The organism is Nocardioides zeae (genome assembly GCF_030818655.1).
GTDB classification, from domain to species: domain Bacteria; phylum Actinomycetota; class Actinomycetes; order Propionibacteriales; family Nocardioidaceae; genus Nocardioides; species Nocardioides zeae_A.
Map to the genome: position 1 here is coordinate 3,495,300 of NZ_JAUTAN010000001.1, position 25,899 is coordinate 3,521,198.

Annotated in this window: 25 protein-coding genes and 1 tRNA gene; 13 read left to right on the forward strand and 13 right to left on the reverse strand. The window is 72.7% G+C overall.

Features of this window, described 5'->3' with window-relative positions; translation table 11 throughout:
• Positions 1-75 precede the first annotated feature (75 nt).
• Together QE405_RS16585 and QE405_RS16590 are read left to right on the forward strand one after the other, a co-directional pair.
• Positions 76-714: a hypothetical protein gene (locus tag QE405_RS16585; RefSeq protein ID WP_307202752.1), complete on the forward strand. Its 639-nt coding sequence runs from the start codon at positions 76-78 to the stop codon at positions 712-714.
• 85 nt (positions 715-799) lie between these two features.
• Complete coding sequence (locus QE405_RS16590) at positions 800-1,720, forward strand: aldo/keto reductase (protein ID WP_307202754.1); 921 nt, start codon at positions 800-802, stop codon at positions 1,718-1,720.
• 30 nt (positions 1,721-1,750) lie between these two features.
• Here QE405_RS16590 and QE405_RS16595 read toward each other — a convergent pair whose 3' ends face one another.
• Positions 1,751-2,638 carry a helix-turn-helix domain-containing protein gene (locus QE405_RS16595; protein WP_307202756.1) on the reverse strand — a complete coding sequence of 296 codons (888 nt, stop codon included), beginning with the start codon at positions 2,636-2,638 and terminating at the stop codon, positions 1,751-1,753.
• Between the two features lie 180 nt (positions 2,639-2,818).
• Here QE405_RS16595 and QE405_RS16600 point away from each other — a divergent pair, with 180 nt between their 5' ends.
• On the forward strand, positions 2,819-3,454 hold the full coding sequence (locus tag QE405_RS16600; RefSeq protein WP_307202759.1) for a DsbA family protein: 636 nt from the start codon (positions 2,819-2,821) through the stop codon (positions 3,452-3,454).
• 168 nt (positions 3,455-3,622) lie between these two features.
• On the opposite strand, the gene QE405_RS16605 is transcribed toward QE405_RS16600, so the two are convergent.
• Positions 3,623-3,706: transfer RNA gene (locus QE405_RS16605), tRNA-Leu, on the reverse strand.
• 222 nt (positions 3,707-3,928) lie between these two features.
• Here QE405_RS16605 and QE405_RS16610 point away from each other — a divergent pair.
• From QE405_RS16610 to pknB, 7 genes are all read left to right on the forward strand, one after another.
• Positions 3,929-4,648 (forward strand): FhaA domain-containing protein, encoded by a 720-nt coding sequence (locus QE405_RS16610; protein ID WP_307202761.1) that lies wholly within the window; start codon positions 3,929-3,931, stop codon positions 4,646-4,648.
• A complete protein-coding gene (locus tag QE405_RS16615) occupies positions 4,645-5,118 on the forward strand; it encodes an FHA domain-containing protein FhaB/FipA (protein ID WP_307202764.1) in 474 nt (157 codons plus the stop codon). The genes QE405_RS16610 and QE405_RS16615 overlap by 4 nt, the downstream gene beginning before the upstream one ends.
• Positions 5,119-5,124: 6 nt before the next feature.
• Entirely contained in the window at positions 5,125-6,792 is a 1,668-nt protein-coding gene (locus QE405_RS16620) for a PP2C family protein-serine/threonine phosphatase (protein WP_307202766.1), read from the forward strand.
• 2 nt (positions 6,793-6,794) lie between these two features.
• On the forward strand, positions 6,795-8,201 hold the full coding sequence (locus QE405_RS16625) for an FtsW/RodA/SpoVE family cell cycle protein (protein ID WP_307202768.1): 1,407 nt from the start codon (positions 6,795-6,797) through the stop codon (positions 8,199-8,201).
• On the forward strand, positions 8,198-9,661 hold the full coding sequence (locus tag QE405_RS16630) for a peptidoglycan D,D-transpeptidase FtsI family protein (protein ID WP_307202769.1): 1,464 nt from the start codon (positions 8,198-8,200) through the stop codon (positions 9,659-9,661). The genes QE405_RS16625 and QE405_RS16630 overlap by 4 nt, the downstream gene beginning before the upstream one ends.
• A gap of 2 nt (positions 9,662-9,663) precedes the next feature.
• Positions 9,664-11,190, forward strand: coding sequence for a serine/threonine-protein kinase (locus QE405_RS16635; RefSeq protein WP_307202771.1), 1,527 nt, complete (start codon positions 9,664-9,666; stop codon positions 11,188-11,190).
• A 68-nt stretch (positions 11,191-11,258) separates the two neighbouring features.
• On the forward strand, positions 11,259-13,034 hold the full coding sequence (gene pknB, locus QE405_RS16640; RefSeq protein ID WP_307202773.1) for a Stk1 family PASTA domain-containing Ser/Thr kinase: 1,776 nt from the start codon (positions 11,259-11,261) through the stop codon (positions 13,032-13,034).
• 75 nt (positions 13,035-13,109) lie between these two features.
• Here pknB and QE405_RS16645 read toward each other — a convergent pair whose 3' ends face one another.
• A complete protein-coding gene (locus QE405_RS16645) occupies positions 13,110-13,799 on the reverse strand; it encodes a DUF881 domain-containing protein (protein ID WP_307202775.1) in 690 nt (229 codons plus the stop codon).
• A 150-nt stretch (positions 13,800-13,949) separates the two neighbouring features.
• On the opposite strand from QE405_RS16645, the gene QE405_RS16650 reads away from it, so the two are divergent.
• On the forward strand, positions 13,950-14,561 hold the full coding sequence (locus QE405_RS16650) for a cell division protein CrgA (protein ID WP_307202777.1): 612 nt from the start codon (positions 13,950-13,952) through the stop codon (positions 14,559-14,561).
• A 246-nt stretch (positions 14,562-14,807) separates the two neighbouring features.
• Here QE405_RS16650 and QE405_RS16655 read toward each other — a convergent pair whose 3' ends face one another.
• Both QE405_RS16655 and QE405_RS16660 read right to left on the reverse strand, forming a co-directional pair.
• Positions 14,808-15,734, reverse strand: a complete 927-nt coding sequence (locus QE405_RS16655) for a rhomboid family intramembrane serine protease (protein ID WP_307202779.1) — start codon at positions 15,732-15,734, stop codon at positions 14,808-14,810.
• Positions 15,731-16,258 carry a peptidylprolyl isomerase gene (locus QE405_RS16660; RefSeq protein ID WP_163771391.1) on the reverse strand — a complete coding sequence of 176 codons (528 nt, stop codon included), beginning with the start codon at positions 16,256-16,258 and terminating at the stop codon, positions 15,731-15,733. Before QE405_RS16660 ends, QE405_RS16655 begins: the two co-directional genes overlap by 4 nt.
• Positions 16,259-16,449: 191 nt before the next feature.
• On the opposite strand from QE405_RS16660, the gene QE405_RS16665 reads away from it, so the two are divergent.
• Complete coding sequence (locus tag QE405_RS16665; protein WP_307202782.1) at positions 16,450-17,106, forward strand: hypothetical protein; 657 nt, start codon at positions 16,450-16,452, stop codon at positions 17,104-17,106.
• 92 nt (positions 17,107-17,198) lie between these two features.
• Here QE405_RS16665 and QE405_RS16670 read toward each other — a convergent pair whose 3' ends face one another.
• Positions 17,199-17,609 carry a DUF3817 domain-containing protein gene (locus tag QE405_RS16670; RefSeq protein WP_307202784.1) on the reverse strand — a complete coding sequence of 137 codons (411 nt, stop codon included), beginning with the start codon at positions 17,607-17,609 and terminating at the stop codon, positions 17,199-17,201.
• Positions 17,606-18,451, reverse strand: a complete 846-nt coding sequence (locus QE405_RS16675) for an SURF1 family protein (RefSeq protein WP_307202785.1) — start codon at positions 18,449-18,451, stop codon at positions 17,606-17,608. The genes QE405_RS16670 and QE405_RS16675 overlap by 4 nt, the downstream gene beginning before the upstream one ends.
• 71 nt (positions 18,452-18,522) lie before the next feature.
• Between QE405_RS16675 and QE405_RS16680 the strand changes: the two genes are divergently transcribed.
• Positions 18,523-19,305 (forward strand): response regulator transcription factor, encoded by a 783-nt coding sequence (locus tag QE405_RS16680; RefSeq protein ID WP_307202787.1) that lies wholly within the window; start codon positions 18,523-18,525, stop codon positions 19,303-19,305.
• A 488-nt stretch (positions 19,306-19,793) separates the two neighbouring features.
• Here QE405_RS16680 and QE405_RS16685 read toward each other — a convergent pair whose 3' ends face one another.
• Genes QE405_RS16685 through QE405_RS16710 form a run of 6 tightly spaced genes read right to left on the reverse strand, consistent with a single transcriptional unit; the run spans position 19,794 to position 25,890 of the window.
• Positions 19,794-20,537, reverse strand: a complete 744-nt coding sequence (locus QE405_RS16685; protein WP_307202788.1) for an HpcH/HpaI aldolase family protein — start codon at positions 20,535-20,537, stop codon at positions 19,794-19,796.
• Between the two features lie 59 nt (positions 20,538-20,596).
• Complete coding sequence (locus QE405_RS16690) at positions 20,597-21,385, reverse strand: carbon-nitrogen hydrolase family protein (protein WP_307202792.1); 789 nt, start codon at positions 21,383-21,385, stop codon at positions 20,597-20,599.
• On the reverse strand, positions 21,382-22,425 hold the full coding sequence (locus QE405_RS16695; RefSeq protein ID WP_307202795.1) for a LysR family transcriptional regulator: 1,044 nt from the start codon (positions 22,423-22,425) through the stop codon (positions 21,382-21,384). Before QE405_RS16695 ends, QE405_RS16690 begins: the two co-directional genes overlap by 4 nt.
• Positions 22,426-22,428: 3 nt before the next feature.
• Positions 22,429-24,105, reverse strand: a complete 1,677-nt coding sequence (locus QE405_RS16700) for an ABC transporter ATP-binding protein (RefSeq protein WP_307202797.1) — start codon at positions 24,103-24,105, stop codon at positions 22,429-22,431.
• Entirely contained in the window at positions 24,102-24,938 is an 837-nt protein-coding gene (locus tag QE405_RS16705; protein WP_307202799.1) for an ABC transporter permease, read from the reverse strand. The genes QE405_RS16700 and QE405_RS16705 overlap by 4 nt, the downstream gene beginning before the upstream one ends.
• Before the next feature lies 1 nt (position 24,939).
• Positions 24,940-25,890: an ABC transporter permease gene (locus tag QE405_RS16710; protein ID WP_307202801.1), complete on the reverse strand. Its 951-nt coding sequence runs from the start codon at positions 25,888-25,890 to the stop codon at positions 24,940-24,942.
• Positions 25,891-25,899 lie beyond the last annotated feature (9 nt).

Below are 25,899 nucleotides of genomic sequence, written 5' to 3' on the forward strand. Positions count from 1 at the left end.
AGTGCGGTGGTCGACCACTGCTCCAGTAGCCCGGACACCGCGTTACACGGGGGCCGGACGACGCAGCCTGCGAGGATGCCCACCGTGGATGCCTACAGCCTCACCCTCCCGGGCGCGGTCGACCTCACGCGCACGGGCGACCTCTGGCTCTTCCGCGGCCGCTCGGGCGCCGACCGCGCGATCCGGGCGGTCACGAACGCCCCCGTCAACCACGTCGGCATGGCCGTCGTGCTCGAGGACATGCCACCGCTCATGTGGCACGCGGAGCTCGGCAAGGGCCTGCTCGACGTCTGGACGGGCAGCCACCACCGCGGCGTCCAGCTCCACGACCTGCGGGACGCGGTCGAGCAGTGGTGCGGCCGCTACGAGCAGCACGCGTGGCTGCGCCAGCTCGACGTGCCGGGCGCGGGTGACAGCGGCGTGACGCCGGAGATGGAGGCGGCGGTGCTCCGCACCATCGCGCGGCTCGACGGCACCCCGTTCCCGGCCACGGCGGCGCTGGCGGGCCGGTGGGCGCGCGGCCGGCTGCGGCGTACGGCGCGGGTGGAGGAGACCTACTGCGCCGAGGTGGTGGCCGCGACGTACCAGGCCATGGGCCTCCTCGAAGGCGAGCGCCCGACGAACTACTACGACCCCGGCAAGTTCTGGTCGGGCGACCACCTCGACCTGCAGCAGGGCGCGACGCTGGGCACCGAGATCGCCGTCCGGGTCTGAGTCACCGCGGCGCGTCGGGAACACACGGCGCCGCCGCGTGTTGGGCACGGGGAACGGACGATCCCGACCACCCCAGGAGCAACCTGTGCCCTCCTCGCACGACGCCCTCGACCTCGGCCCCCTCACCCTCGGCGGCAACGTCTTCGGCTGGACCGCCGACCGCGACGCCTCGTTCGCGGTGCTCGACGCCTGGCTGGAGGCCGGCGGACGCTCGATCGACACGGCCGACATGTATCCCCAGTGGGTCGACGGCCGCTCCATCGGCGACTCCGAGCGGATCATCGGCGCGTGGGTGGCCGACCGCGGCGTGCGCGACCAGGTCGTCATCGCCACGAAGGTCGGCCAGGGCGACGGTCGCGAGGGGCTCGCCCCCGACAACGTCCGCCGCGCGCTCGAGGAGTCGCTCGAGCGGCTCCAGACGGACCGGGTGGACCTCTACTACGCGCACGTCGACGACGACGCGGTCCCGCAGGAGGAGTACGTCGCGGCCTTCGGCGCCCTCGTCGCGGAGGGCAAGGCGCTCCACCTGGGCGCCTCCAACTTCGCGCCCGCCCGGCTCCGCTCGGCGGTGGCCATCGCCGCCGAGGCAGGCGTCACCCCGTTCACCGTGAGCCAGGACCGCTGGAACCTCCTCGCGCGCGAGATCGAGGCCGAGCTCGTGCCCACGCTCGCGGAGCTGGGGATCAGCGAGTCGCCGTACTCCGCCCTCGCCAGCGGCTTCCTCACCGGCAAGTACACCCCCGGCGCCACCGTCGACTCCCCGCGGGCGGGCACCGCGGCCGGGTACGCCGAGAAGCCCGGCGCCGACCGGGTCCTCGCCGCCCAGCGGGAGATCGCCCAGGCCCACGGCGTCACGCCCACGGCCGTCGCCCTGGCCTGGCTGCGCGCGCAGCCCGTCGTCTCGGCGCCGATCGCGAGCGCCCGCAGCGTCGAGCAGCTGCCCGCGCTGGTGGAGGCGCTGACGCTCGAGCTGGGCGCGGACGAGGTCGCGGCGCTCACCGTCTGAGGTCGTGGCGCCAGCGCGTCGACCGCCGCGTCAGGCCGTGCTCCGGCTCCGCCGTCGTCCGCCCGGGGGCTGGTCCCGTCCCCGGGCCCGGGCGCGGAACGTGGCCGGCGTCGTGGCGGTCCGGTGCGCGAAGTACTTCACGAAGTTGCTCGTGTCGGGGAAGCCGAGCCGCGCGGCGATCCGCTCCACCGGCTGGTCCTCGTGGGTGAGCAGCCGTTTGGCCTCGAGCACCACCCGCTGGTCGATGAACTCCTTCGCACCCACTCCGGTAGCGGTGATGGTCGCTCGGCGCAGGGTTCGCGAGGAGTAGCCGAGCTCCCGGGCGTAGTGCTCGACGTCGCGGTGCTGGACGAAGCCGACCTCCACCAGCCTGCGGAAGGCGAGGAACGGCTCGGAGTGCTCCGGCGCGGCCGCCGTGCCGAGCTGGCCGCTGGGGTCGGTGAGCCGGAGCAGGAGCGCCGCCAGGAGATGGTGCAGCACCGGAAGTCGCACGTGGCTGTGTCGGGGCAGCGACTCGAACTCGAGGCGCAGGTGATCGAGCGAGCGGACGGTTGCCGCGGCGCTCTCGCTGTCGGGTGTCCACAGGGTGCGCCCGAAGGGGTCACCGACGCCGGCGGCACTGGCCGCAGAGGGGTCGAGGGCTTCCTCGCGGAACAGGACCAGGGCTCCGTCGACGCCGCTGAGGTCGCCGAAGCGCTGCACCTGCCCGGGTCGGACCCACAACCACGATCCGGCGCCCACCGCGTACTCGCGGAAGTCGACGGTGTGCACCATCTCGCCACCGTCCAAGTGCAGCAGCAGGTGGAACTCGGGTCGTTCGGTGCGGCGGCCGACTCCCCGCCTCGCCATGCGTCGCCTCAGCTGCTCGAGGGTGACCACCTCGAGGAGGTCCCCACCCGCGCCGGCTGCGTAGGGCACTCGCTGCACATCGGGATGTCCGTTTCTCACCATCAGGAGTCCCTTCGTCACCTCGTGACGGTCGACGTCGACTTCTACCGTAGTGAGTGTCCGGAACACCCGGGCAACTGCTACCGCCGAGCACCCGCCGGCGGATCGCCACTCCGTCGTCGAACCCGACGTGACCCGCAGGAGACCGATATGAACCAGGTACAGATCACCTACGCCTTCGACGCCTACTGCGGCTGGTGCTACGGCTTCGGGCCGACCGTCCGGGCGTTCGCCGCCGAGAATGCCGACCGGGTGGACATCCGGGTCCTCTCCGGTGGGCTCTTCTCCGGCGACCGCGCACAGCCGATCGGCGCCTTCCCCCACATCCCGGAGGCCAACAAGCGGATCAGCGACCTGACCGGCGTCGAGTTCGGCGCCGCCTACGAGCGGGTCCTCGCCGACGGCACCCTGGTGATGGACTCCGCCGACGCAGCCGCCGGCCTGGTTGCCCTGCGCCGGCAGCGGCCCGACGCGGTGCTCGAGCTCGCCGGAGCGGTCCAGCGCGCCTGGTACCTCGACGGCCGCAGCCTCTCCGACCCCGGGGTCTACCGCGACATCGCCGCGAGCCACGACATCGACCCCGACGCCGTCGGCGACGCACTCACCGACCCGTCGGTCCGTGTCGAGGCCGAGCGGGACGTGCGCCAGGTCCGCCAGCTCGGGGTGGACCACTACCCCACCCTGCTGCTCCACACCGGCGACGGCCTCCAGCAGCTCGGCGGACCGGTCTCCGGCGCCGCGGCCCTGACCGCCGCGCTCGACCAGCACCTCGCGCGCGCCCGGTAGTCCGACGCGACCCCACCGCAGAGCAGACCCGCTCCCCGAGCGTGGCGTTGACGCGGGACCCGTGGAGCCCGTGCGCGGCGCCCGGAACGCAGCCGGACCAGGAGGCGCTCTGTGCAGATCGGTGCACAACGCACGAGGCCCACCTGCATTTCTGCAGGTGGGCCACTGTGCGCGAGGGGGGAGTTGAACCCCCACGCCCTTTCGGGCACACGGACCTGAACCGTGCGCGTCTGCCTATTCCGCCACTCGCGCGTGAAGCCGGGCAAACGTATCCCAGCCCCCCGCCGATCCCCAAACCGAGCACGGTCCCGGCTGGACCCCCACCGCCGTGGGAGACGGCCCCGCCACCCCGCCATGGTTACGATCGGCACCACCCGCCACCGAGCGCGGGGGCGGCTGCGTGCCCGCACGCCGCGAGCAGACCGACGGACGACGAGTGGTCCCGCCCGACGGGCGTGGCGGAGGAGGTGGGTGATGAGCGGAGGCTTCCAGCGTTTCGAGAGCCGCCTGGAGTCCATGATCTCCGGCGTGTTCGCCCGCGCCTTCCGCAGCGCCGTCCAGCCCGTCGAGATCTCGGCGGCGCTGCAGCGCGAGGTCGACAACAACGCCCAGATCCTGAGCCGCGACCGGCGCCTCGTGCCCAACGACTTCCACGTCGAGCTCTCCCGCACCGACCTGGACCGGTTGGGCCCCTACGCGTCGACGCTGTCCCAGGAGATGGCCGACAGCCTGCGCGACCACGCGGACGCGCAGTCCTACGTGTTCCCGGGCCCCGTGCAGATCAGCTTCGAGGTCGCCGAGGACCTCCCCACGGGTCGCCTCCGCGTGCGGAGCCGCGCCCAGGCGAAGGTCACGAGCAACGCGACGAACACGCAGGTGGGTCGCGCGACGGCGTACCTCGAGATCAACGGCACCCGGCACCCCCTCACCCCGCCCGGAGCGGTGGTGGGCCGGGGCACCGACGCCGACGTGCGCATCAACGACCCGGGCGTGAGCCGCCGCCACATCGAGTTCCGGGTGGGGAGCAGCCAGCACGGCGGCCCCCTCCAGGTGTCGGTCGTGGACCTCGGCTCGACGAACGGCATGCTGGTCGACGGCCAGAAGGTCGCCCAGTCTCCGCTCGACGACGGCTCGGTGGTGCGGATCGGCAACACGACGATGACGGTGCGCCTGGTCGCGGAGGGAGCCCGATGAGCGAGCTGACCCTGTTCCTGCTGCGGTGCGGCTACCTGGCGATCCTCTGGATCTTCGTGCTCGCCGCCGTCTCGGTGGTGCGCGCCGACATGTTCGGCACGCGCGTGCCGGCGACGCCGAAGACGAAGGCCGGCCCGAAGGGCAAGGCGCCGAAGCAGCCCCCGCCGCGCCGCCGGGGCGCGCCGACCCACGTCATCGTGGTGCAGGGCGTCAACGCCGGGGCGCGCGCCGAGCTCGACGGGCGACCGATCCTCATCGGCCGCGGGAACGACGCGGCGATCCGCCTCGATGACGACTACGTCTCCACCCGCCACGCGCGGATCGCGCAGTCGGGGGACCAGTGGTTCGTCGAGGACCTGGGCTCCACCAACGGCACCTACGTCGGCACGGCGCGCATCTCGCAGCCGACCACGCTCACGCTCGGCGCCCAGGTGCGGATCGGCAAGACCATTCTCGAGCTGAGGAAGTAGGCCGCCGTGACGAGCACTCCCGACGGTCCCCGCACTCCCCGCGACCCGGGCGACCGGGACGACCAGGACGACAGCACCCGCGAGGTGCCGACGATCCGTCCGGGGGCCTCCCCCGAGGACCAGGCGTTCGCCCCCGCCGCGGACGACACCGCCCCCCGTCCCGTCATCCCGGCGGAGCCGGAGCCCGAGGAGCGCGTCGACTACACGGAGATCGGCCCCAACGAGACCACGGGCGAGGTGCCCGCGGTCCCCGGCGACCGGGTCGGGCTCCACCTCGACTTCTCGGCGGTCTCCGACGTGGGCCGGGTGCGCAAGGACAACCAGGACTCCGGGTACGCCGGCCCCCACCTCCTCGCCGTCTGCGACGGTGTCGGCGGCGCGGCCCGCGGTGACATCGCCTCGAGCACGGCCATCAGCCAGCTGCGCAAGCTGGACGACGGGCCCGCCGACGACCTCCTCGGCCAGGTCGCGGGCGGCCTGCTGCGCGCGCACAACCGCATCGGCGAGCTCGTCGACGACGACCCCAGCCTCAACGGCACCAGCACGACCGCGACGGTCGGCGTCTTCGACGGCGCCCGGCTCGGGGTCGCCCACGTGGGCGACAGCCGGGCCTACCTGGTGCGCTCCGGCGAGATCACGCAGCTCACGAAGGACCACACCTTCGTGCAGAGCCTCATCGACGAGGGCCGGATCACCGAGGCGGAGGCGCGGACGCACCCGCACCGCAACCTCATCCTCAAGGCCCTCGACGGCGTCCACGAGACCGACCCCGACCTCTTCCTGGTCGACCTCGCCGAGGGCGACCGGCTCCTGCTCTGCAGCGACGGGGCGTGCGGCGTGCTCGACGACGACCGTCTGCTCGACATCCTCGGGTCCGGCACCCCCGACTTCGCCGCCATCGAGCTCGTGCGAGCCAGCCTCGAGGCGGGCAGCACCGACAACGTGACCTGCGTGGTCGCCGACGTCACCCGGCAGCCCGTGGAGACCGAGCCCCTGCTCGTCGGGGCCGCGGCCGACCTGCCGCGCCGCGCCAGCGGGCTCACCGGCCTCTTCCGGGGCCACCGCTCCGGTGACACGGGCGAGATGGAGCCGGTGCAGGCGACGATCCCGCCCGACGTCGGCTGGGCGATCCCGAGCGACCCCATCGACCCCGAGGCGGCGCGCTACGCGCCCCTGCCGCCCCGCCGGTTCGTGTGGGTCAAGCGCTTCTTCTGGCTGGTCGTCGTCGCCGGTCTCCTCGCCGCGGCGGTCGGGGCGGGCTACGGCTTCCTCCAGGGCCGCTACTACGTCGGCGTGCAGGACGGCGAGGTCGTCGTCTACCGCGGCTTCGACTACAGCCTGGCCGGGTTCTCGCTGCAGGACGCCGTCGAGGGCACCGACATCTCGATCGAGGACGTCGAGGCGGTCAACCCCCGCCTCGCGGACGCGATCCAGGACGGCCTGCCCGTCCACGACGACGTCGACAGCGCCAAGGAGGAGTTCGAGCGGCGCTGGACGACGGCCCTCGAGGACGCCGAGGCCGCGGGCACCACCGGCGGCGGCTCGGGCGAGGAGGCCCCGGGCCAGACGCCCGGCGAGACCGAGGACATGCCGTCCTCCCCGACGTCGGGCCCCACCTCCGCTCCGACCGCCGAGCTGCAGTCCGCCGGCGCCGACTCGCGCGAGGTCGGCTGACGATGTCGCAGGTCACCTCCGCATCCCCCGACCAGTTCGTGCACCGGTCCCGCCGGGGCGCCGAGCTCTTCCTCCTGCTCCTGGCCCTCGGCGTCGGGGCCGGCGCCTACGCGGCGGTCGGTCTCGGCATCGAGGGCGAGGTCCCGCCCGACATGATCGGCTACACGGGCTGGCTGGCCGTGCTGATGATCGCCGCGCACGTGGCGATCCGCATGACGGCGCAGTACGCCGACCCGATCCTGCTCCCCGTCGTCGCCGCCCTCAACGGGCTCGGCCTCGCGGTGATCCACCGGCTCGACCTGGCCAACAACAGCAACTTCGCCCGCCAGCAGCTGATCTGGATGACCCTCGGCGTGGTGCTGTTCATCCTGACCATCACCCTGCTGCGCGACCACCGGGTGCTGCAGCGCTACACCTACACCTCGGGCCTCCTGGCGATCGGCCTGCTGCTGCTGCCGATGATGCCGCTCATCGGCAACGAGGTGCGGGGCGCCCGCATCTGGATCAACGTCGCCGGCTTCTCCTTCCAGCCGGGCGAGATCGCGAAGCTGCTGCTCGTCATCACCTTCGCGGGCTACCTCGTGCTGCACCGCGACGCGCTGGCGCTCGCGGGCCGCCGCCTGCTGTTCGTCGACCTGCCGCGCGGCCGCGACCTCGGCCCGATCCTCGGCATGTGGCTCGTCAGCCTCGGCATCCTCGTCTTCCAGCGCGACCTCGGCTCGTCGCTCATGTTCTTCGGCATGTTCCTGGTGCTGCTGTACGTCGCGACGGAGCGCCCGGGCTGGCTCGTCGTGGGCGGCGGGCTGTTCGTCGCCGGCGCCTTCCTCGGCTACCAGGCCTTCAGCCACGTGCGGAACCGCTTCGAGATCTGGCTCTCACCGTTCGACTACGTCGACCGCACGCCCGGCAGCGGGCAGCTCGTCGAGTCGATGTTCGGCATGGCGTGGGGCGGCCTGATCGGCCGCGGCTTCGGCGAGGGGCAGCCCTGGCGCATCCCGTTCGCGGAGTCCGACTTCATCGTGGGCGCCATCGGCGAGGAGCTCGGCCTGACGGGCGTCATGGCCGTCATCCTGCTGTTCGCGATCATCGTGGAGCGGGGCCTGCGCACGGCGCTGGTCTGCCGCGACGGCTTCGGCAAGCTGGTCGCGACCGGCCTCGCCACGATCGTCGCGCTCCAGGTGTTCGTCGTCGTGGGCGGCGTGACCACCCTGATCCCGCTGACCGGTCTGACCACCCCGTTCCTGTCCTACGGCGGCTCCTCCCTCGTCGCCAACTGGGTGCTCGTCGGCCTCCTGCTGCGCATCTCCGACCAGGCCCGCCGCCCGCTCCCGGGCGTCGAGGAGCCCTACGGCACCTACGACTCCGGCGCCGACGAGGCCACCCAGGTGGTCAAGGTGGTGAAGCCGTGAACAAGCCGATCCGCACCGTGGGCGTGTTCTGCATGCTCCTCTTCATCGCACTGCTGGCGCAGTCGACGAACCTGCAGTTCTTCCGCTCCGGCGAGCTCAACGACCGCCCCGAGAACCGCCGCGTGCAGGAGGCCCGCTTCTCGGCCGAGCGCGGCTCGATCCTCGCGGGCGACACGGAGATCGCGCTCAGCGTGCCGGTGGACGACCGCTACCTCTACCAGCGGCAGTACCCGGTGGCGGCGCAGTACGCGCACATGACCGGATGGTTCTACTTCGGTGGCGCCTCGGGCCTGGAGCGCGCCGAGAACCGGGTGCTCTCCGGCGACGACCCCAGCCTCTTCGTCAACCAGCTCTCCGACCTGCTCGCCAACCGCAACCCGGCCGGCAGCAACGTCGGCCTCACCATCGACCCCGACGTGCAGCAGGTCGCCTACGACCAGCTGGCCGCCCAGGGCGACGAGGTGCAGGGGGCCGTCGTGGCGCTCGAGCCCAGCACGGGCCGGATCCTGGCCTCGGTCTCGCTGCCGACCTACGACCCCAACCAGCTGGCGCTGCGCGACGTCACGCAGGTCCAGGAGAACTACCAGGCGCTGTACGACGACGAGGCGAACCCGCTGACCAACCGCGCCGTGGCGACCACCCTCCCGCCCGGCTCGACGTTCAAGCTGGTCACGGCCGCGGCGTACCTGGAGGACCACCCCGACGTCGACGCGAACACGCAGGTGCCGGGCGGCAGCAGCTACGAGCTGCCGGGCACCAGCACGTCGATCGCGAACGGCGGGCGCTCCTGCGGCGAGACCACCGTCTCGCTCTCCCAGGCGATGGAGCAGTCGTGCAACACGACGTTCCTGCAGCTGGCGGTCGAGGAGGGCCAGGAGGGCATGACCGAGGTCGCCGACGCCTTCGGGTTCAATGCGGACCCGGCGGAGGACTACCCGGGCACCGCCGCGTCGGCGTACCCCGAGAACGCCTCCGACGACCTCCTCGCGAAGTCGGGCATCGGCCAGCAGGACGTGCGCGCCACGCCCCTGCAGATGGCGATGGTGGCGGCCACGATCGCCAACGACGGCGTGCTCATGGAGCCCTACCTGATCGACCGGATCACCTCGCCCGACGGCGAGACCATCACGCGGCACGAGCCGGAGGAGCGGGCCGAGGTCGTCTCCTCGCGCACCGCCGGGATCCTGCAGGAGCTGATGGTCAACACCGTCGAGCAGGGCACCGCCCGGCAGGCCCGCATCGACGGCGTCGAGGTCGGCGGCAAGACCGGCACGGCGGAGAACTGCGACGGCTGCCGGCCGTACGCCTGGTTCGTGTCCTACGGCGAGCGTGACGGCCAGCAGGTCGCCGTCGCCGTGATGCTGCAGAACGTCTCGCCGAACGTGTCGATCTCCGGTGGCGGCCTCGGTGGCCCCATCGCGAAGGCCGTCATGGAGCAGGCACTGGGAGTGGGAGAGTGACGATGGACCCGAACAGCCCCGAGCGCTTCGCCGACGACGCGCGCCGCTACCGCCTCGACGCGCGCGTCGCGACCGGCGGCATGGGGGAGGTGTGGCGCGCGACCGACACCGTGCTCGGTCGTGTCGTCGCGGTCAAGATCCTCAAGGCGGAGTACGCCGACGACCCCACCTTCCGCGGACGCTTCGAGACCGAGGCCCGCAACGCCGCCGCGCTCTTCCACCCCAACGTGGCCGGCATCTTCGACTTCGGCCAGTCGGCGACGTCCGACGGGTCGGGCTCGACGCGGCCGTACCTCGTCATGGAGCTCGTCGACGGCCAGCCGCTCTCGGCGCTGCTGCGCCCCGACCAGCCGATGGACCCGGCGATCGTCGTCGACATCATGGCCCAGGCCGCGGACGGCATCGGCGCCGCGCACCGCGCCGGCATCGTGCACCGCGACGTGAAGCCCGCGAACCTGCTGGTGACGCCGGACCGCACCGTGAAGATCACCGACTTCGGCATCGCCCGGGCGGCCGACGGGCTGGCGCTCACCCAGACCGGCATGGTCATGGGCACGCCGCAGTACATCTCGCCCGAGCAGGCGCAGGGCATGACGGCCGGACCGGCCGCCGACGTCTACTCGCTCGGCGTCGTCGCCTTCGAGTGCCTCGCCGGCCGGCGCCCGTTCGTCGCCGAGACGGCCGTGGCCACCGCCCTGGCCCACCTCCGCGACCCCGTGCCCGACCTGCCGGGGAACGTGCCGCCGGGGCTCGCGAGCGTCGTACGGCGCGCGATGGCCAAGAAGCCGGAGGAGCGGTTCGCCGACGGGTCCGAGCTCGCGCGCGCCCTGCGCGACCCCTCGTCGGTCGCGGCGCCCGTCGCCGCACCGGCCGAGCCCGCACCGACCCAGGCCACGCAGGTGCTGGGGGGCGCGGCGGTCCCGGCCGCCGCGGCCGCTGCCACCGCGGTCCCGCCCACCGGGGCCGCCGCCGTCGTCACCGAGGAGACGACCGAGCCCGACGAGCCCCGCAGGAAGCCGGTGCTGCCGTGGGTGGCGGGCGTGCTCGCCCTGCTGCTCGTCGCCGCGCTCGTCTGGATCTTCGTCGCGACGGGCGGCGGGGACGACGAGGACCCGGTCGCGCCGCCGACGGAGACCTCCTCCGCGCCGCCGCCGAGCTCGACGACCTCGGAGCCCACGACGTCGGAGCCCACGAGCGAGACGACCTCGACGGGTCCGGAGACGTTCGACCTCGACGTCGACTCCTACCGCGGGCGGAACGTCAACGAGGTGCGCGACGAGCTGCGGGACCAGTTCGGCCTCGAGGTCACGCGGGAGGAGATCGAGAACGACGGCTCCCAGGTGCCCAACACCGTCAGCGACATCATCCCGTCGTCCGGCCTCACCGAGGGCGACGCGGTGACGGTCCGCTTCTGGGGCCCCGAGCCGGAGCCCGAGCCGACCGAGACCCAGCCGACCGAGACCGAGCCGACGGAGACCGAGCCGACCCTGCCCGTCCCGACCGACACCGCGACCACCGAAGCACCGTGAGGAACCCGGACCGTGTCTGACCCGAGGTACTCGCCCCCGCGCCCCGCGGTGGGCCCGGAGGGAGAGCGATGACGGACGCCGACAGCCCGACCCTGGTGGGCGGGCGCTACGAGCTCGGTGGGCTGCTGGGCCGCGGCGGCATGGCCGAGGTGCGCAAGGGCACCGACACGCGGCTCGGCCGCGTCGTGGCCGTCAAGCGCCTCCGCACCGACCTCGCGAGCGACGCGACCTTCCAGGCGCGCTTCCGTCGCGAGGCGCAGTCGTCGGCGTCGCTCAACCACCCCTCGATCGTGTCGACCTACGACACGGGCGAGGAGATCTCCGACGACGGCGTCGCGCAGCCCTACATCGTCATGGAGTTCGTGGCGGGCCGCACGCTGCGCGACGTGCTCCGCGAGGGCCGCAAGATCCTGCCCGAGCGCGCCCTGGAGATCACGAGCGGCGTGCTCTCGGCCCTCGACTACAGCCACCGCGCCGGCATCATCCACCGCGACATCAAGCCCGGGAACGTCATGCTCACGCCGAGCGGCGACGTGAAGGTGATGGACTTCGGCATCGCCCGCGCCATCTCCGAGGCCTCCTCGACGATGACGCAGACGGCGGCCGTCGTCGGCACGGCGCAGTACCTCTCCCCCGAGCAGGCCCGCGGCGAGGTCGTCGACTCGCGCTCCGACGTCTACTCCGCCGGCTGCCTGCTCTACGAGCTGCTCACCGGCCGTCCGCCGTTCGTGGGCGACTCCCCCGTCGCGGTGGCCTACCAGCACGTGCGGGAGCAGGCCCAGCGTCCCTCCGAGCTCGACCCGACGCTGGCGCCCGAGATCGACCAGATCGTCATGAAGTCGCTCGCCAAGCGCGTCGAGGACCGCTACCAGAGCGCGGCGCAGATGCGCAGCGACATCGAGCGCTACCTCGCGGGCCGGCCCGTGCAGGCCCCGGCCATCCCCGAGGAGGCCGAGCAGCCGACCGCCGGTGCGACCCCCGCCGTACCGCCGCCGACGCGGCGCGTGCCCGAGACGGCCGACCCGGAGCGCGGGCCGCGGCGCGGTCCGTGGATCGCGGCCATCGTGGCGCTGCTCATCGCGCTGATCCTCGTGGCCGTGTGGTTCGTCAACCGGGTGGACCTCTTCGAGGACCCGCCGACCGACAAGGCCATCCCCGACGTCGCGGGCGAGACCCAGGACGTGGCGCGCGCCGAGCTGGCCGACGCGGGATTCCGTGTCGCCGGCCAGGTGGAGCCGCAGACGAGCGACACGGTCGAGGAGGGTCTCGTCATCGGCACGGATCCGTCCGGCGACACCTTCGCGGACCCCGGGACGACCATCACGCTCATCGTCTCCACCGGACCGGAGACGGTGATGCTGCCCGACGTCACGGGCGACACGTGCGAGGAGGCGCTCGCGCAGCTCAGCGAGTTCGATGCGCGGTGCGAGTACGTGCCCTCCGACGAGGAGAGGGACACGATCGTCGCCATGGACCCCGAGGGCGGGAACGGCGGCGAGTTCGCCCCCGGCACCGTGGTCACGCTCCAGATGTCGGAGGGCCCGAAGCAGGTCCCGAACGTGGTGGGGTCCACGCGCACCGAGGCCGAGGAGGCCATCCGGGCCCAGGGCTTCGTGCCCGATGCCATCCCGACGCTGGACGAGACGAAGGCGTTCGGCGAGGTCGTCCGCCAGTCGCCCGGCGAGGGCCGCACCCTCAGCCAGGGCGACACGGTGACGATCGTCTACAACAACTACCGGGAGCCGGAGCCGCCCCCGGAGACGACGGAGCCCCCGGCCACCGAGCCCCCCGCCACCGAGGAGCCCGACCCCGGTGACGGCGGCGGTGGCGGACTGATCCCCTGACGCACCCGAGCCCCCCGCCCGATCCGGGCGGGGGGCTCGTGCGTGGGTGCGACCGCGGCGTACCGGGGCGGGAGGTCAGCCCAGCGGCTCGGCGAGCTGGACGTCGAGGAGGCCGCGGTACTCGCTGGCGACGAGGTCGTCGTCCTCCTGCATCTCCCAGCCCACGGCGATGCGCGGGTCGGCGGCCTGCTCCCGGTAGGTGTCGATGGTGGGGTCGTCGTCGATCGCGGTCTCGAGCGTGGTCGGGTCGCCGATGGCGGAGATGACGTAGGGCTGCGGGTAGGCGATGCCCTGGAGGAGGATCGCGTTGCCCTGGCACTTGATGCCCGTCGTCGTGACGATGCGCTGGCCCTGGATCGTGATGGCCTCGGCGCCGCCCGCCCACAGCGCGTTGACGACCGTCTGGATGTCCTGCTGGTGCACGACGTGCAGGTTCTGGTTGAGGTCGGACGACTCACGGACCGACAGCGGGGCGTCGCTCAGCGTGATGGTGACGCCGGAGCCGGCGACCTCGGTGAGGCCGGCCGGGGCACGCAGGGTCTCCACCTGGCTCTGCAGGTCGTCGACCTGGGCGTCGCCGAGGCCCTCCGAGAGCTGCTGCACCTCGCGGTCGAGGTCGTTGACCCGCTCCGTCAGCGCCTCCGCCTGGGCGGCCTCGTTGCTGACGAGGCCCGCGAGGTCCTGGTAGCGCCCCGGACGGAGGTCCGTGCCATCGCTGCTGAGGGCGCTCGTGACGAACAGCCCGCCCGAGAGGAGCAGCACCACGGGGGTGCCCCAACGCCACGACCGGGGACGCGGGCGCGGTGCGCGCGACGCGTCGCTCGGCGGGCTCGGGTGAGGACCGGGGGGCACGACGACTACGCTAGCCCGCGGCGTGCGAACCTGCACGACCGCGTCGTCCGACGAGGAGATGTCGTGAGCAAGTCCCAGTCCGATCCCGAGAGCACCTCGGAGGCCGCGGAGACGTCGGCCGCGACGTCGAAGACGAAGCGCGCGTCGAAGGCGTCCGCGAAGGACACGACGCCCGCGACGGCGTCCGCTCCGGGCGGTCTGCGTGGTCGCCTGCAGAGCCGGCGTGACCCGCTCGCCGGTGAGCGTCCCCCGCTGCTCAGCGTGCGGTTCGTGCTCATGGTGCTGCTCGTCGTCGCCGGCATCGCGTGGATCGCCCTGACGTGGCGCTCGCTCGGCCTCGACAACTACGACCAGTGGGGCCTCATCCCCGCCGAGGAGAAGCCGCGGCGCTGGGTCTGGGAGCTGGGGCTGTGGAACTACGCGATCGGCTTCGGCGCGATCCTGCTGGGCCTCGTCGTCGGCGCCCACCGCTCCACCCCGCTCGGCCGCGGCAACGGCGTGGTCGTCGGCATGCTCGCCTGCTTCGGCATCGGCCTGGTGTGGATCTGCACGTTCTACCTCTTCGCCGACGACATCTCGTCGATCTGGGTCTTCGGAGCCCTCGGCCAGTGGAACCTCGTCGTCGGCATCGCGTTCATGGCGGTCGGGTTCTCCTACGCCACCAAGTGGGAGTAGCCCTCCCCCACGCGTCCTGACGACGACGCCGGCCCGCACCCGCGGGCCGGCGTCGTCCGCATTTCCGCCCGGTCGTGGACGGCGAGCGGGCCGGCACTTTCCCCGGTCGACCGGGGAAAGTGTCACTTAGACCATCAAACTTGATGGTCTAAGCGGCGTGTTCCCCGGTCGACCGGGGAAAGTGCCGCCGAGTTATCCACAGGGGTTATCCACAGTGTGGAGAACTTACACGCGTGTGATTCGACCTCAGACGAGCTCGGCCACGCGGAGCGCGACCAGCCCGATCACGACCGCCGCGATGGCGAGCAGGCCGCTCGCCTGCCACAGCAGCCGGTTCCTGCGGGGGGCCAGCACGATCACCCCGGCCGCCGCGATGCCGCCCAGGAGACCGCCGAGGTGGCCCTGCCAGGAGATGCCGCTGCCGCCGGCGACGGTGATGACGACGTTGAGACCGAGCCAGAGCGCGAGCTGCCGGGGATCGCCACCGACCCGCAGCACGACGACGAGCGCCGCGCCGATGAGCCCGAAGATCGCGCCGGAGGCGCCGAGGGTCGAGGAGTAGGGCTCGGAGAGCCACATGACGGCCGCCGAGCCGGCGAGCAGCGAGATCCCGTAGATGGCGAGGAACCGCCACCGACCCGTCACGCGCTCGACGAACGGGCCGAGGAAGTAGAGGGCGAGCATGTTGCCCGCGATGTGCCAGATGGCGACGTGGGAGAAGCCGCTCGTCACCAGCTGCCAGAAGGCGCCCGTGGTGACGCCCTCCGTCCACGACCCGTTGGGCGCGAAACCGCAGGCGGTGGCGTTGGAGATGTCGACGTACACCTGCCCCCCGCCCGCCTCGCACGCCCCCCGGGGCGTCAGCAGGAGGAGGCGGCCGAGCGCGCTGTTCGCGCCGCCGGCCGCGAGGAGGGCGACGAAGACGGCCGCGTTGAGCGCGATGAGCACGTACGACGTGAGCTCGGGCCGCGCCGTGCGTTCACCCCCGAAGGGAGCCGTGGGACGGCGGATGCTCCGCTGGCCCTCGGCGACGCACTCGGGGCACTGGAAGCCGACGGAGGCGTCCCGCATGCAGTCGGGGCAGATGTGTCGCCCGCAGCGCTGGCACGCGATGTGCGACTCCCGGCCGGGGTGGCGGTAGCAGACCGGCACCCCGGCCGGGACGCCGTTCACGAGCGGGTGATCTCCACCGACTCGATGACGACCGGCTCGACCGGGCGGTCGCCGGCGGCGGTCTTGGTGGTGCCGATCGCGTCGACGACCTTCTTCGACTCCTCGTCGACGACCTCGCCGAAGATCGTGTGCTTGCGGTTCAGCCACGCGGTCGGCGTCGTGGTGATGAAGAACTGCGAGCCGTTGGTGCCCTTGCCCATGCGGGTGCCGGCGTTCGCCATGGCGAGCAGGTAGGGCTTGTCGAAGACGAGCTCCGGGTGGATCTCGTCGTCGAAGGTGTAGCCCGGGCCGCCGGTGCCGGTGCCGAGCGGGCAACCGCCCTGGATCATGAAGCCGTCGATGACCCGGTGGAAGCCGAGGCCGTCGTAGTACGGCACGCCGCTGCGACCGGCGTCGTCCTTGTAGTCCTTCGTGCCCTCGGCGAGCCCGACGAAGTTGTCGACCGTCTTCGGCGCGTGGTTGGGGAAGAGCGTCACGACGATGTCGCCGCGGTTCGTCTTCAGGGTGGCCTTGAGGTCAGCCATGTCAGCCTTTCCGTTCGTCTGCTCGGACGGCCGTTCCGCCGCCCACGCAATGCTCGCACGCACGCGCAACGCCGTGGAGCGCGGATCTGCGCGGCTGCGCGGGACGGCCCGGGGAACCGGTCCGGGACGCAGGTGTAGGCCCCGGCTTGGCACGGCATGATCGAATGAGTCGAACGCGACGAGAGAGGACTGTGATGGGCTTCCGGAAGAAGAAGACGATCCTCGAGCAGGCGCACGAGAAGGCGAGCGAGCTCGCCGACACCGTGCGGCCCCAGATCGAGGCCGCGGTCGAGGCCGCGAAGGAGAAGTCGGCCCCGGTGATCGCCGAGGCGCGCGAGAAGGCGGCGCCGCACATCGCCGACGGCAAGGCGAAGGCCGCGGCCACCGCGGGTGCCGCTGCGGCTGCTGCTGCGCCGTACGTCGCGCAGGGCCGCGCGAAGGTGATCGACGGCAAGGACCTGGCGGCGGGCAAGGCGCTGGCCGGTCTGCAGAAGGCCGAGGCGAAGGTCGCCGACCTGCAGAGCGACCCGCCGAAGAAGAAGGGCCGCCTGCGCAAGCTGGTGCTCTTCTCCCTGCTCGCGGGCGGCGCCGCGTTCGCGGTGAAGAAGCTGACGAGCAGCGGTGGCGACAACTGGCAGTCGACCTACACGCCGCCCCCGCCGCCGGCTCCGGCCAGCAACCCGGCGACGAAGCCGGCTGCCGCGGCCGACCCCGACGCCCCCCAGGCCGACGAGAACGGTGGCGCCGGCCCGGGCGAGGCGCTCGCCGACTCGGCCGAGCAGCCCCACCCCGTCACCACGCCGGACGACCCGGCCGAGGTCGTCGAGATCAAGGACGACAAGGCCTGAGCCAGGCCCGCACGGCACGAACGGCCGCCCCGATCCGATCGGGGCGGCCGTTCTGCGTCGTGGGGTGGGCCGGCGGTGCGCCGCGGCCCGCGTCAGACCGTCGGGCTCGTGGTGGCGCCCGGGGCGAGCTCGTCGGCGTACTCCTTGCGGACCCGCTTCGTCGCCCGGTGCTCGGCCCAGAAGGACAGGACGGGGATGGTGCCGCAGAGGAGCGTGACGACGGTGAAGCCCGGCTCCCACAGCGCCTTGCGCGCGAGGAGGAACGCCGTCACGAGGAAGATCATGTAGAGCCAGCCGTGCGCCACGCCCAGGTAGTGCGTGATGTCCTCGCCGAGCTGCTGGGGGCCGGAGCCGGGGGTGACCCAGTCCGGGGTGCTGGGGATGAAGCCCCACATCGACGAGCCGTCGAAGTTCGCCAGCGGGACGCCGACGAGGATCAGCACGACCAGGAGGATGCCGACGATCGTGGCCATGACGCGGTAACGGAGCAGGGTGCCTCTCACGAGGACGACGCTACTGCGGTTTCCTGAGCGTCCTCCGCCGGGTCGGTGCGCTCCTCGTCACCCGGCTCGGGCGCCTCGTCGGCCGCCCGCGCGCGGTCGACCTCGTCGCGGGCGAAGCGCCACCAGACGAAGGCCGCGAAGGCTGCGAAGACCCACCACTCGATGGCGTAGAGCAGGTTGCGCAGGCTCGTGTTCGGCGCGACCTCGGGGACCTGGTCGGGGGTCACGGCCCGCAGCCCGTCGGCCGCCGCGTTGTCGGCGGCGACGCCGGTCTCGCCGTCGATGTCGAGCACGAGGTAGCCCGGGTAGATCTCCGCGTCGACGAGCCGCACGACGTCCGCGAGGCGCAGCTGGGGCAGCACGCGGTCGGTCGGGTCGTCGTCGACGGCACCCGTGCCCTCACCGGGCTGCAGCCAGCCGGCACCGGTGACGGTGCCCGCGGCCGGCGGGGCGGCGTCGGGGTCGGTCGTCCAGCCCCGCACCACGGGCAGCAGGGCCCCGTCACCGTCCGTCGTCGCGACCGGCGTGACGATCCAGCTGCCCGCCACGCCGTCCACCCTCCGGTCGTCGACGAGGAAGGTGAGGTCGTCGCGCCACGTGCCCTCGACCTCGGCGGGCGCGCCCACGTCGGCGCCCGGGAAGCCCTCACCGGGCACCAGCAGGTCGGCCAGCGGAGCCGGGTCCTGGGTGCTCACCTCGGCGGCCGCACGCTCGCGGTGGGCCTGCCACGCGCCGTACTGCCACAGCCCCAGCGACAGCGCCACCGTCACGGCGACGACGCCGAGCAGGTGGAGCGGCCAGACGCGCGGCCGCAGCACCGGGTGGAGGCGGGACGGGGACACGGACCAAGAGTACGGACCGGCTCGGCCGGGCCTGCGACGCGCACGACGACCCATCTGACAGAATCGCGCTCGTGGAGCCAGGAGTCGCGGGGGACGGCAGCCCGGATCGTCGTGCCCTCGTCGTCGAGGACGATGCCGACATCCGGTCGTTGATCGACCTGACGTTGTCGGCCCAGGGGTTCGTGATCCGCACGGCGGCGACCGGGCGCGACGGGCTCCAGCTCGCCCGCGAGTGGGAGCCCGACCTCATCACCCTCGACCTCGGCCTGCCGGGCATCGACGGTCTCGAGGTGTGCCGGCGCGTCCGGGAGTTCTCCGACGCCTACCTGGTGGTGGTCTCCGCCCGCCAGGACGAGGTCGACCGGCTCATGGCGCTGCAGACCGGCGCCGACGACTTCCTGGTCAAGCCCTTCAGTCCCCGCGAGCTCCAGGCGCGCGTCACCGCGATGTTCCGTCGTCCGCGCAGCGCGCCGACGGGCCCGACGGCCGAGCCGGCCGCGAGCGGCGGCGAGCCGGTCGTGCTCGGTGGCATCGTCGTGCCCGAGGGTCACGAGGTGCTGCAGCACGGCGTCGTCGGGATCGACGTCGACGGCCGGCGCGCGTTCGTCGAGGACGCGGAGGTCGACCTGACGCGCACCGAGTTCGACCTGCTCACCCACCTCATGCGCACGCCCGCCCGCGTGTGGACCCGCGAGGCGCTCCTGCGCACCGTGTGGGGCAACGACTGGGTCGGCGACTCGCACCTCGTCGAGGTCCACATCGGCAACCTGCGCCGCAAGCTCACCCAGGCCTCGGGCGACAAGTCGATCATCCACACGGTGCGGGGCGTCGGCTACCGCATGTCGGCTGCCTGACCGCTCGCTCATCCCTGAGCCGCGCCGGGGCCGTGAAATGTGCGGCTGAGGCAGGCCCCGCACGAACCGAGCTGCACCAGGCGCACAGTTCCGACCCCTGGCCCGGCCCTGCCCCGGCCCGCCCGCCGGACGTCATACGCAGCCGTCGCCCGGGGCACCGGACCGCATGACGTCCCGGTACGGCGCGCATCCACCCGCGGCGTACCCAGGAATCGGCCCGTCTCGAACGCGGCCCATCCGGCACGGCCCCGCGCCGGGGCCGTGAGATGTGCAGCTGAGACAGGTCCCGCACGATCCGAGCTCCACCAAGCGCACAGTTCCGACCCCCGCCCCGGCCCGCCCGACTCCCGCCCCCAAGGCCCGCAGACAAGGCCCGCAGACGAGACCGACGGGCGGCAGGACTCGAGGTCCCGCCGCCCGTCGGCGTCGGTGCGCGGCGTCGGTGTGCGGCGTCGGTGTGCGGCGTCGGTGTGCGGCGAGGCCGCGGCTCACGCCTCGGCGAGGATGCCCTCCATCAGCGCCTTCGGCGCGGTGAAGCCCTGCACGATCGCCTCGTGCACCATCTGCAGCGCGATGAACGCGGCACCGTGCTCGACGGCGAGGCGCTTCTCGGCCTCGGACCAGGCGGGGAGCACCCACGGCTTGTCGGCGGCCTCGGCGAGCTTCGCGATGTGCGCGATGTCGGCGAAGTCCTCCTCGCTGCGCGCGTAGTGCCCGCGCCCGCGGCGCAGCGACAGGTCGGTGGGGCCGATGAAGACGCCGTCGACGGTGTCGAGCGCCAGGATCGCCTCGGCGTCGTCGAACGCGCCCGCGTCCTCGATCATCGGGAAGACGAGGGTGGTGGCGTCGGCGTTGCGGTACCACTCCTCCGAGAACCCGCCGTAGCCCACGGTGCGGCCGCCGGCCGCGCTGCGGTCGCCGAGGGGCGGGAACTTCGCGTAGCTCGTGATCAGCCGCGCGTGCTCGACGTTCTCGATGTGCGGGATGATCACGCCGTCGGCGCCGAAGTCGAGCGCCTGCTGGATCGGGCCGCGCTCGGGCACGAGCACCTTCGCGAGCACCTTCAGGCCGAGGCCCTTGAGCACGGGCAGGAAGCGCTCGAGCGTCTCGAGGTCGAACGGGCCGTGCTCGATGTCGAGGATGACGAAGTCGTAGCCGAGCTTCGCCACGATCTCCGCCACCGCGGTGTTCGAGTCGGAGAGCCAGGCACCCAGCTGCGGGGTCGTGGTCATGGGGAGGTCCTTTCGGGGAACGTGCGGGGTCGGGTACGGCGCGGGCTCGCGCCGGCCGCTCACGCGATGCGGTAGCGGCGGTTGGCCAGGCTGGGGTTGCTCGCGCGCACCACGCCGGTGCGGGCGGTGTCGACGTCGAAGACGGTCACGTCGACTGCCTCGGCGAGCTCGGCGAGCACGGTGCCCATCGGGTCGACGGCGACGGCGGAGCCGATGCCCATCGGCGGCGCCTGGGAGACGCCGGCGACGAAGACGGTGTTCTCGATGGCGCGGGCGAGCAGGAGCGTCTTCCAGTGGTACTCCTTGCGCGGGCCCGGCACCCACGAGGCGGGGTAGAGCACCACGTCGGCGCCCGCGTCGACGACGCGGCGGGCCGCCTCGGGGAAGCGCAGGTCGTAGCAGGTCAGCAGGCCCACGGTGACCCCGTCGACCTCGAACGTCTCGGGGGCGTCGAGGTCGCCGGGGCAGATGAACTCCGACTCCCGGTAGCCGAACGCGTCGTAGAGGTGCTGCTTCCGGTACGCCGCGACGCGCTGCCCGTCGGCGTCGAGCACGAGCAGCGAGTTGTAGGCCCGGTCCGGGTCGGGCGAGGTCTCGACGAGGCCGAAGACGATCGCGACGCCGTGCTCCTTGGCGAGCTGGGCGACCTGGCCCGCGAACGGACCGTCGAGCGGCTCGGCGGCGGCGACGAAGTCCCGCGACATGGCCGGCAGCTCGAACATCGCGAACTCGGGGAAGACGAGCAGGTCCGCCCCGCGGGCGACCGCCACCTCGGCGAGGCGGGCCATCTGCGCGAGGTTGGCCTCCTTGTCCTCGGTGGTCAGCATCTGGCAGAGCGCGATCCTCATGCGCTGTTCTCCTCTCGGGAGCGGAACGGGACGGTGGACGACGCGGGTGCGTCGGGGACGGCCAGCCACGGGTCGTCGCCGTCGCGGTGGCTGTGGCGACCCTCGGCCGCGAGCGCGTCCTGGTAGGCCGGCATCCAGGGCCGCTCGGCGTCGGCGTCCCGCTGGTAGGCGGCGACGACGACGTCGAGGAAGCGCTGGACCTCCGGGGTGGCGCGCTCGGGGTGCCAGACCAGGTAGGCCGTCGCCGTGAGGCGGGGCTCCACGATCGGGCGGTAGACCACGTTGGGCAGCCGGGTCGCGGCGAGCGACCGCGGCAGGAACGAGACGCCGGCGCCCGCCGCGACCATGCCGATGTGGTCGAGGTAGGAACCGGCCGCGACGGGCCCGCGGGGCGAGAACCCTGCCTTCATGCACGCCACCACGAGGGCGTCGTGCACCTCCGGCGCGGCGTGGCGGGGGATGGTGATGATCTGCTCGTGGCGCAGGTCCGCGACCGCGACCTCCGTGCGCTCGGCCAGCGGGTGGTCGGCGGGCAGGGCGAGGAGGTACGGCTCGGCGTACAGCTCCACGCAGGAGAAGCCCTTGTCGGTGTGGCGGGTGTAGAGCACCGCCACGTCCTGCCGCCCGCCCTCGAGCTCCTCGAGGATCTGCACGGTGGTCGAGTAGGTGATGGGGAGGTCCACCCGCGGCGAGGCGTCGCGGAACTCCTTGATCACCGCCGGCAGGTGCCCGTAGACGAGCGCGCGGGTCAGCGCGACGCGCACCCGGCCGAGCTCCCCGGCCTGGAGCTCGTTGAGCAGGCCCTCGAGGCCGTGCACCTGCTCGAGCACCGAGCGGCACCGCAGGTAGAACTCCCGCCCGGCCGCCGTCACGGTGAACGGGCGCGTGGAGCGGTCGAGCAGCTGGATGCCGAGGTCGGACTCCAGCCGGATGATCTGCTGGCTGAGGGCGGGCTGGCTGATGAAGAGCTGCTCCGCGGCCGTGCGGAAGCTCTGGGCGTCGACGAGCGACACGTACATCTCGAGCCGTCGGGTCTCCACGGGTCAGCCGGCCAGACGCTGGGCGCGGCGCTGCGCCTGCAGGTCGGGGTCGGGCACCGGGGCCGCGGCGATGAGACGACGGGTGTAGTCCTCCTGCGGGGAGTCGAGCACCCGCGCGGTCGGCCCCTGCTCGACGACCCGGCCGTGCTGCAGCACGACGACGGAGGTCGCGAGCTGCTCGACGACCGAGAGGTCGTGGGTGATGAAGAGGCAGGAGAACCCGTGCTCGCGCTGCAGGTCGGAGAACAGGTCGAGCACCGCCGCCTGCACCGACACGTCGAGCGCCGAGGTCGGCTCGTCGGCGACGAGCAGGCGCGGGTTGGTCGCCATCGCGCGGGCGATGCCGACGCGCTGGCGCTGGCCGCCGGAGAGCTCGTGGGGGTAGCGGTCCACCCACTCCTTCGGCAGCCGCACGTCGTCGAGCAGCTCCTGCGCGCGGGCCCGGCACGCCTTCGTGCTCGTCAGCTTGCCCGTCCAGCGCAGGGGGTCGGTGATCGACCGGCCGATGGTGCGGCGGGGGTCGAGCGAGGACGCGGGGTCCTGGAACACCATGGAGACCTGCGAGCGGATGTGCACGAGGTCGGCCCGGGACCCGGCGGACACGTCGCGCCCGCCGACCTCCATCCGGCCCGCGGCGACGGGGAGCAGCCCCATCGCGAGGCGGCCGATGGTCGACTTGCCCGAGCCCGACTCGCCGACGAGGCCGACGATCTCGCCGGGCGCGACGCTGATGTCGAGGTCGTGGCCGGCCCGGAAGCCGGCCTTGCGCCACGAGCCCGGGTACTCGATGGCGACGCCCTCGAGCTCCAGCACGGGCGGCGCCGAGCGGTCGGCGACGGCGGAGCTCGTCGTACCGGAGCCGAGGCGCGGGACGGCCTCGAGCAGGGCCTTCGTGTAGTCGTGCTGGGGTCGGCCGAACAGCTCGCGCGACGGGGCCGTCTCGACGACGCGGCCGTCGCGCATGACGACCACGCGGTCGGAGACGTCGGCGACGACGCCCATGTCGTGCGTGATGATGAGGACGCCCATGCCGGTGCGCTGCTGCAGCTCGCGCACCAGGTCGAGGATCTCGGCCTGGACCGTCACGTCGAGCGCCGTCGTCGGCTCGTCGGCGATGAGGAGCCGGGGCTCCGAGGCCATCGCCATCGCGATCATGGCGCGCTGCCGCTGCCCGCCGGAGAGCTGGTGGGGGTAGTGCTTCACCTTCTCCTCGGGGTGCGGCATGTGCACCTGCCGCAGCAGGGCGACGGCCTTCTCGGCGGCCTCCGCCTTGGAGACGTCCCGGTGGCTGCGGATCGCCTCCGCGAGGTGGTGCCCGATCGTGTAGACCGGGTTCAGGGCCGTCATCGGCTCCTGGAAGATGACGGCGACGTCGCGGCCGCGCACCTGCCGCAGCCGCTTCTCGCTCGCCCCGACGAGCTCCTCCCCGTCGAGACGGATGGAGCCGGTACGGCGCGCGTTCTCCGGCAGCAGGTCCAGGACCGCCATCGCGGTGACCGACTTGCCCGAACCGGACTCGCCCACGAGGGCGACGGTCTCCCCGGGCGCGACGGAGAAGCTGATGCCGTGGGTGACGGCCTTCCACTTCCTGCCGCCGCCGAACTCGACGGACACGTCGTCGATCTCCAGCAGCGCCGTCGCGGGCGGCGGCGGGGCCTTCTCGAGCACGGGCTGGGTCATCGGTTGCTCCTCGACTTCGGGTCGAGCCCCGAGCGCAGGGCGTCGCCGACCAGGCCGAAGGCCAGGATCGTCAGCACCACGAAGGCTCCGGGCACGAGCAGGACGTGCGGGTCGCTGGACAGGTAGCGCTGGCCCTGGGCCACCATCGAGCCCCACGAGGGGGTGGGCGGCACGACGCCGAGCCCGAGGTAGCTGAGGCCGGACTCGAGCAGGATCGCGGTCGCGATGGTGAGCGAGACCTGCACGATGAGCGGGGCGGAGATGTTGGGGAGGATGACGCCGAACAGCCGGGTGCGGGTCGGGGCGCCGAAGGCGGTGGCCGCCTCGACGAACTCGAGCCGCTTCACCGAGATGACCTGCCCGTAGGCGATGCGGGCGAACGTCGGGGCGAAGAGCACGCCCATCGCCGCGATGAGGGTGCCGGTGCCGGGACCCCGGAGGGTCACGGCCAGCAGCACCAGGATGATCGGCGGGAACGCGAGCAGCACGTCGACGACGACCCGCATCGTGATGACCTCGACGATGCCGCCGAAGTAGCCGCCGAGGAGCCCGAGCAGGGTGCCGAGCACCATCGACACGACGGTCGCGCCGAGCGCGATGAGCAGCTCGACCCGGGCGCCGTAGATGATCCGGCTGAGGATGTCGCGGCCCAGCTCGTCGGTGCCGAGGACGTGCGCTCCGCCGGGGCCGGCGAGGCGGTTGGCCACGTCCTGCGCGAGCGGGTCGGCCGGCGCCAGCAGCGGGGCGGCCAGGAGGACGACGAGCATGAGGCCGACGTACAGCAGGGCGGCGAGCCGCAGCGGGGTCAGCGCGTGAGCCAGACGGCGTCGCATGTCAGCGCCTCACTCTCGGGTCGAGCACCCCGTAGAGCACGTCGACGATGATGTTGATGGACACGAAGAGCACGGCGATGGTGATGACGACGCCCTGCACGACGGGGTAGTCGCGGGCCGTCACCGCGTCGACCAGCAGGCTGGAGAGCCCGGGGTAGCTGAAGACCCGCTCGACGAGCACCGTCGAGCCGAGCAGCGTGCCGACCCCGATGCCGACCGTGGTCACGACCGGGTTGAGCGAGTTGCGCAGCACGTACTTCCGGAAGACCGTCCGGCGCGACAGGCCGAGGGACCGCGCCGTACGGACCCAGTCCTGGTGGAGCATCTCGAGCACCGCGGAGCGGGTCATGCGGGCCACGGTCGAGGCGAAGCCGACGGCCAGTGCGATCGCCGGCATGACGAGCAGCTGTGCGTGGCGGGCCGGGTCGTCGCCCCACTCCGTGAACCCGCCGGCGGGCAGCAGCCCGAGCTTCAGCGAGAACAGGAGCACGAGGAGCGCACCGAAGACGAACACCGGGAGCGCGACGCCGATCGACGTCAGCACCGAGGTGACGGAGTCGAACCAGCCGCCCCGGCGGGCCGCCAGCGCGCCCCACGGCACGCCGACGACGACCGCGATGAGGGTGGCCAGGCCGACGAGCTCGAGCGTCCGAGGGAGACGCTCGCCGATCGCCTCGGAGACGGCCTGGCCGTTGCGGAACGACTCCCCGAGGTCGCCGGTGAGGGCGCCGGAGAGGAACTGCCAGTACTGCGTCAGCAGCGGCTGGTCGAGCCCGAGCTGCTCCCGCACGCGGGCCACCGCGTCGGGGGTCGCGGAGCCGCCGTCGCCCTGCGAGAGCAGGAGCATCGCCGGGTCACCGGGCACCAGGTGCAGGGCCAGGAAGATGAGCGTCAGGACCAGGAGGACGAGTCCGACACCCACCCCGATCCTGCGCAGCACGTACGTGGTCACGACAGGTTC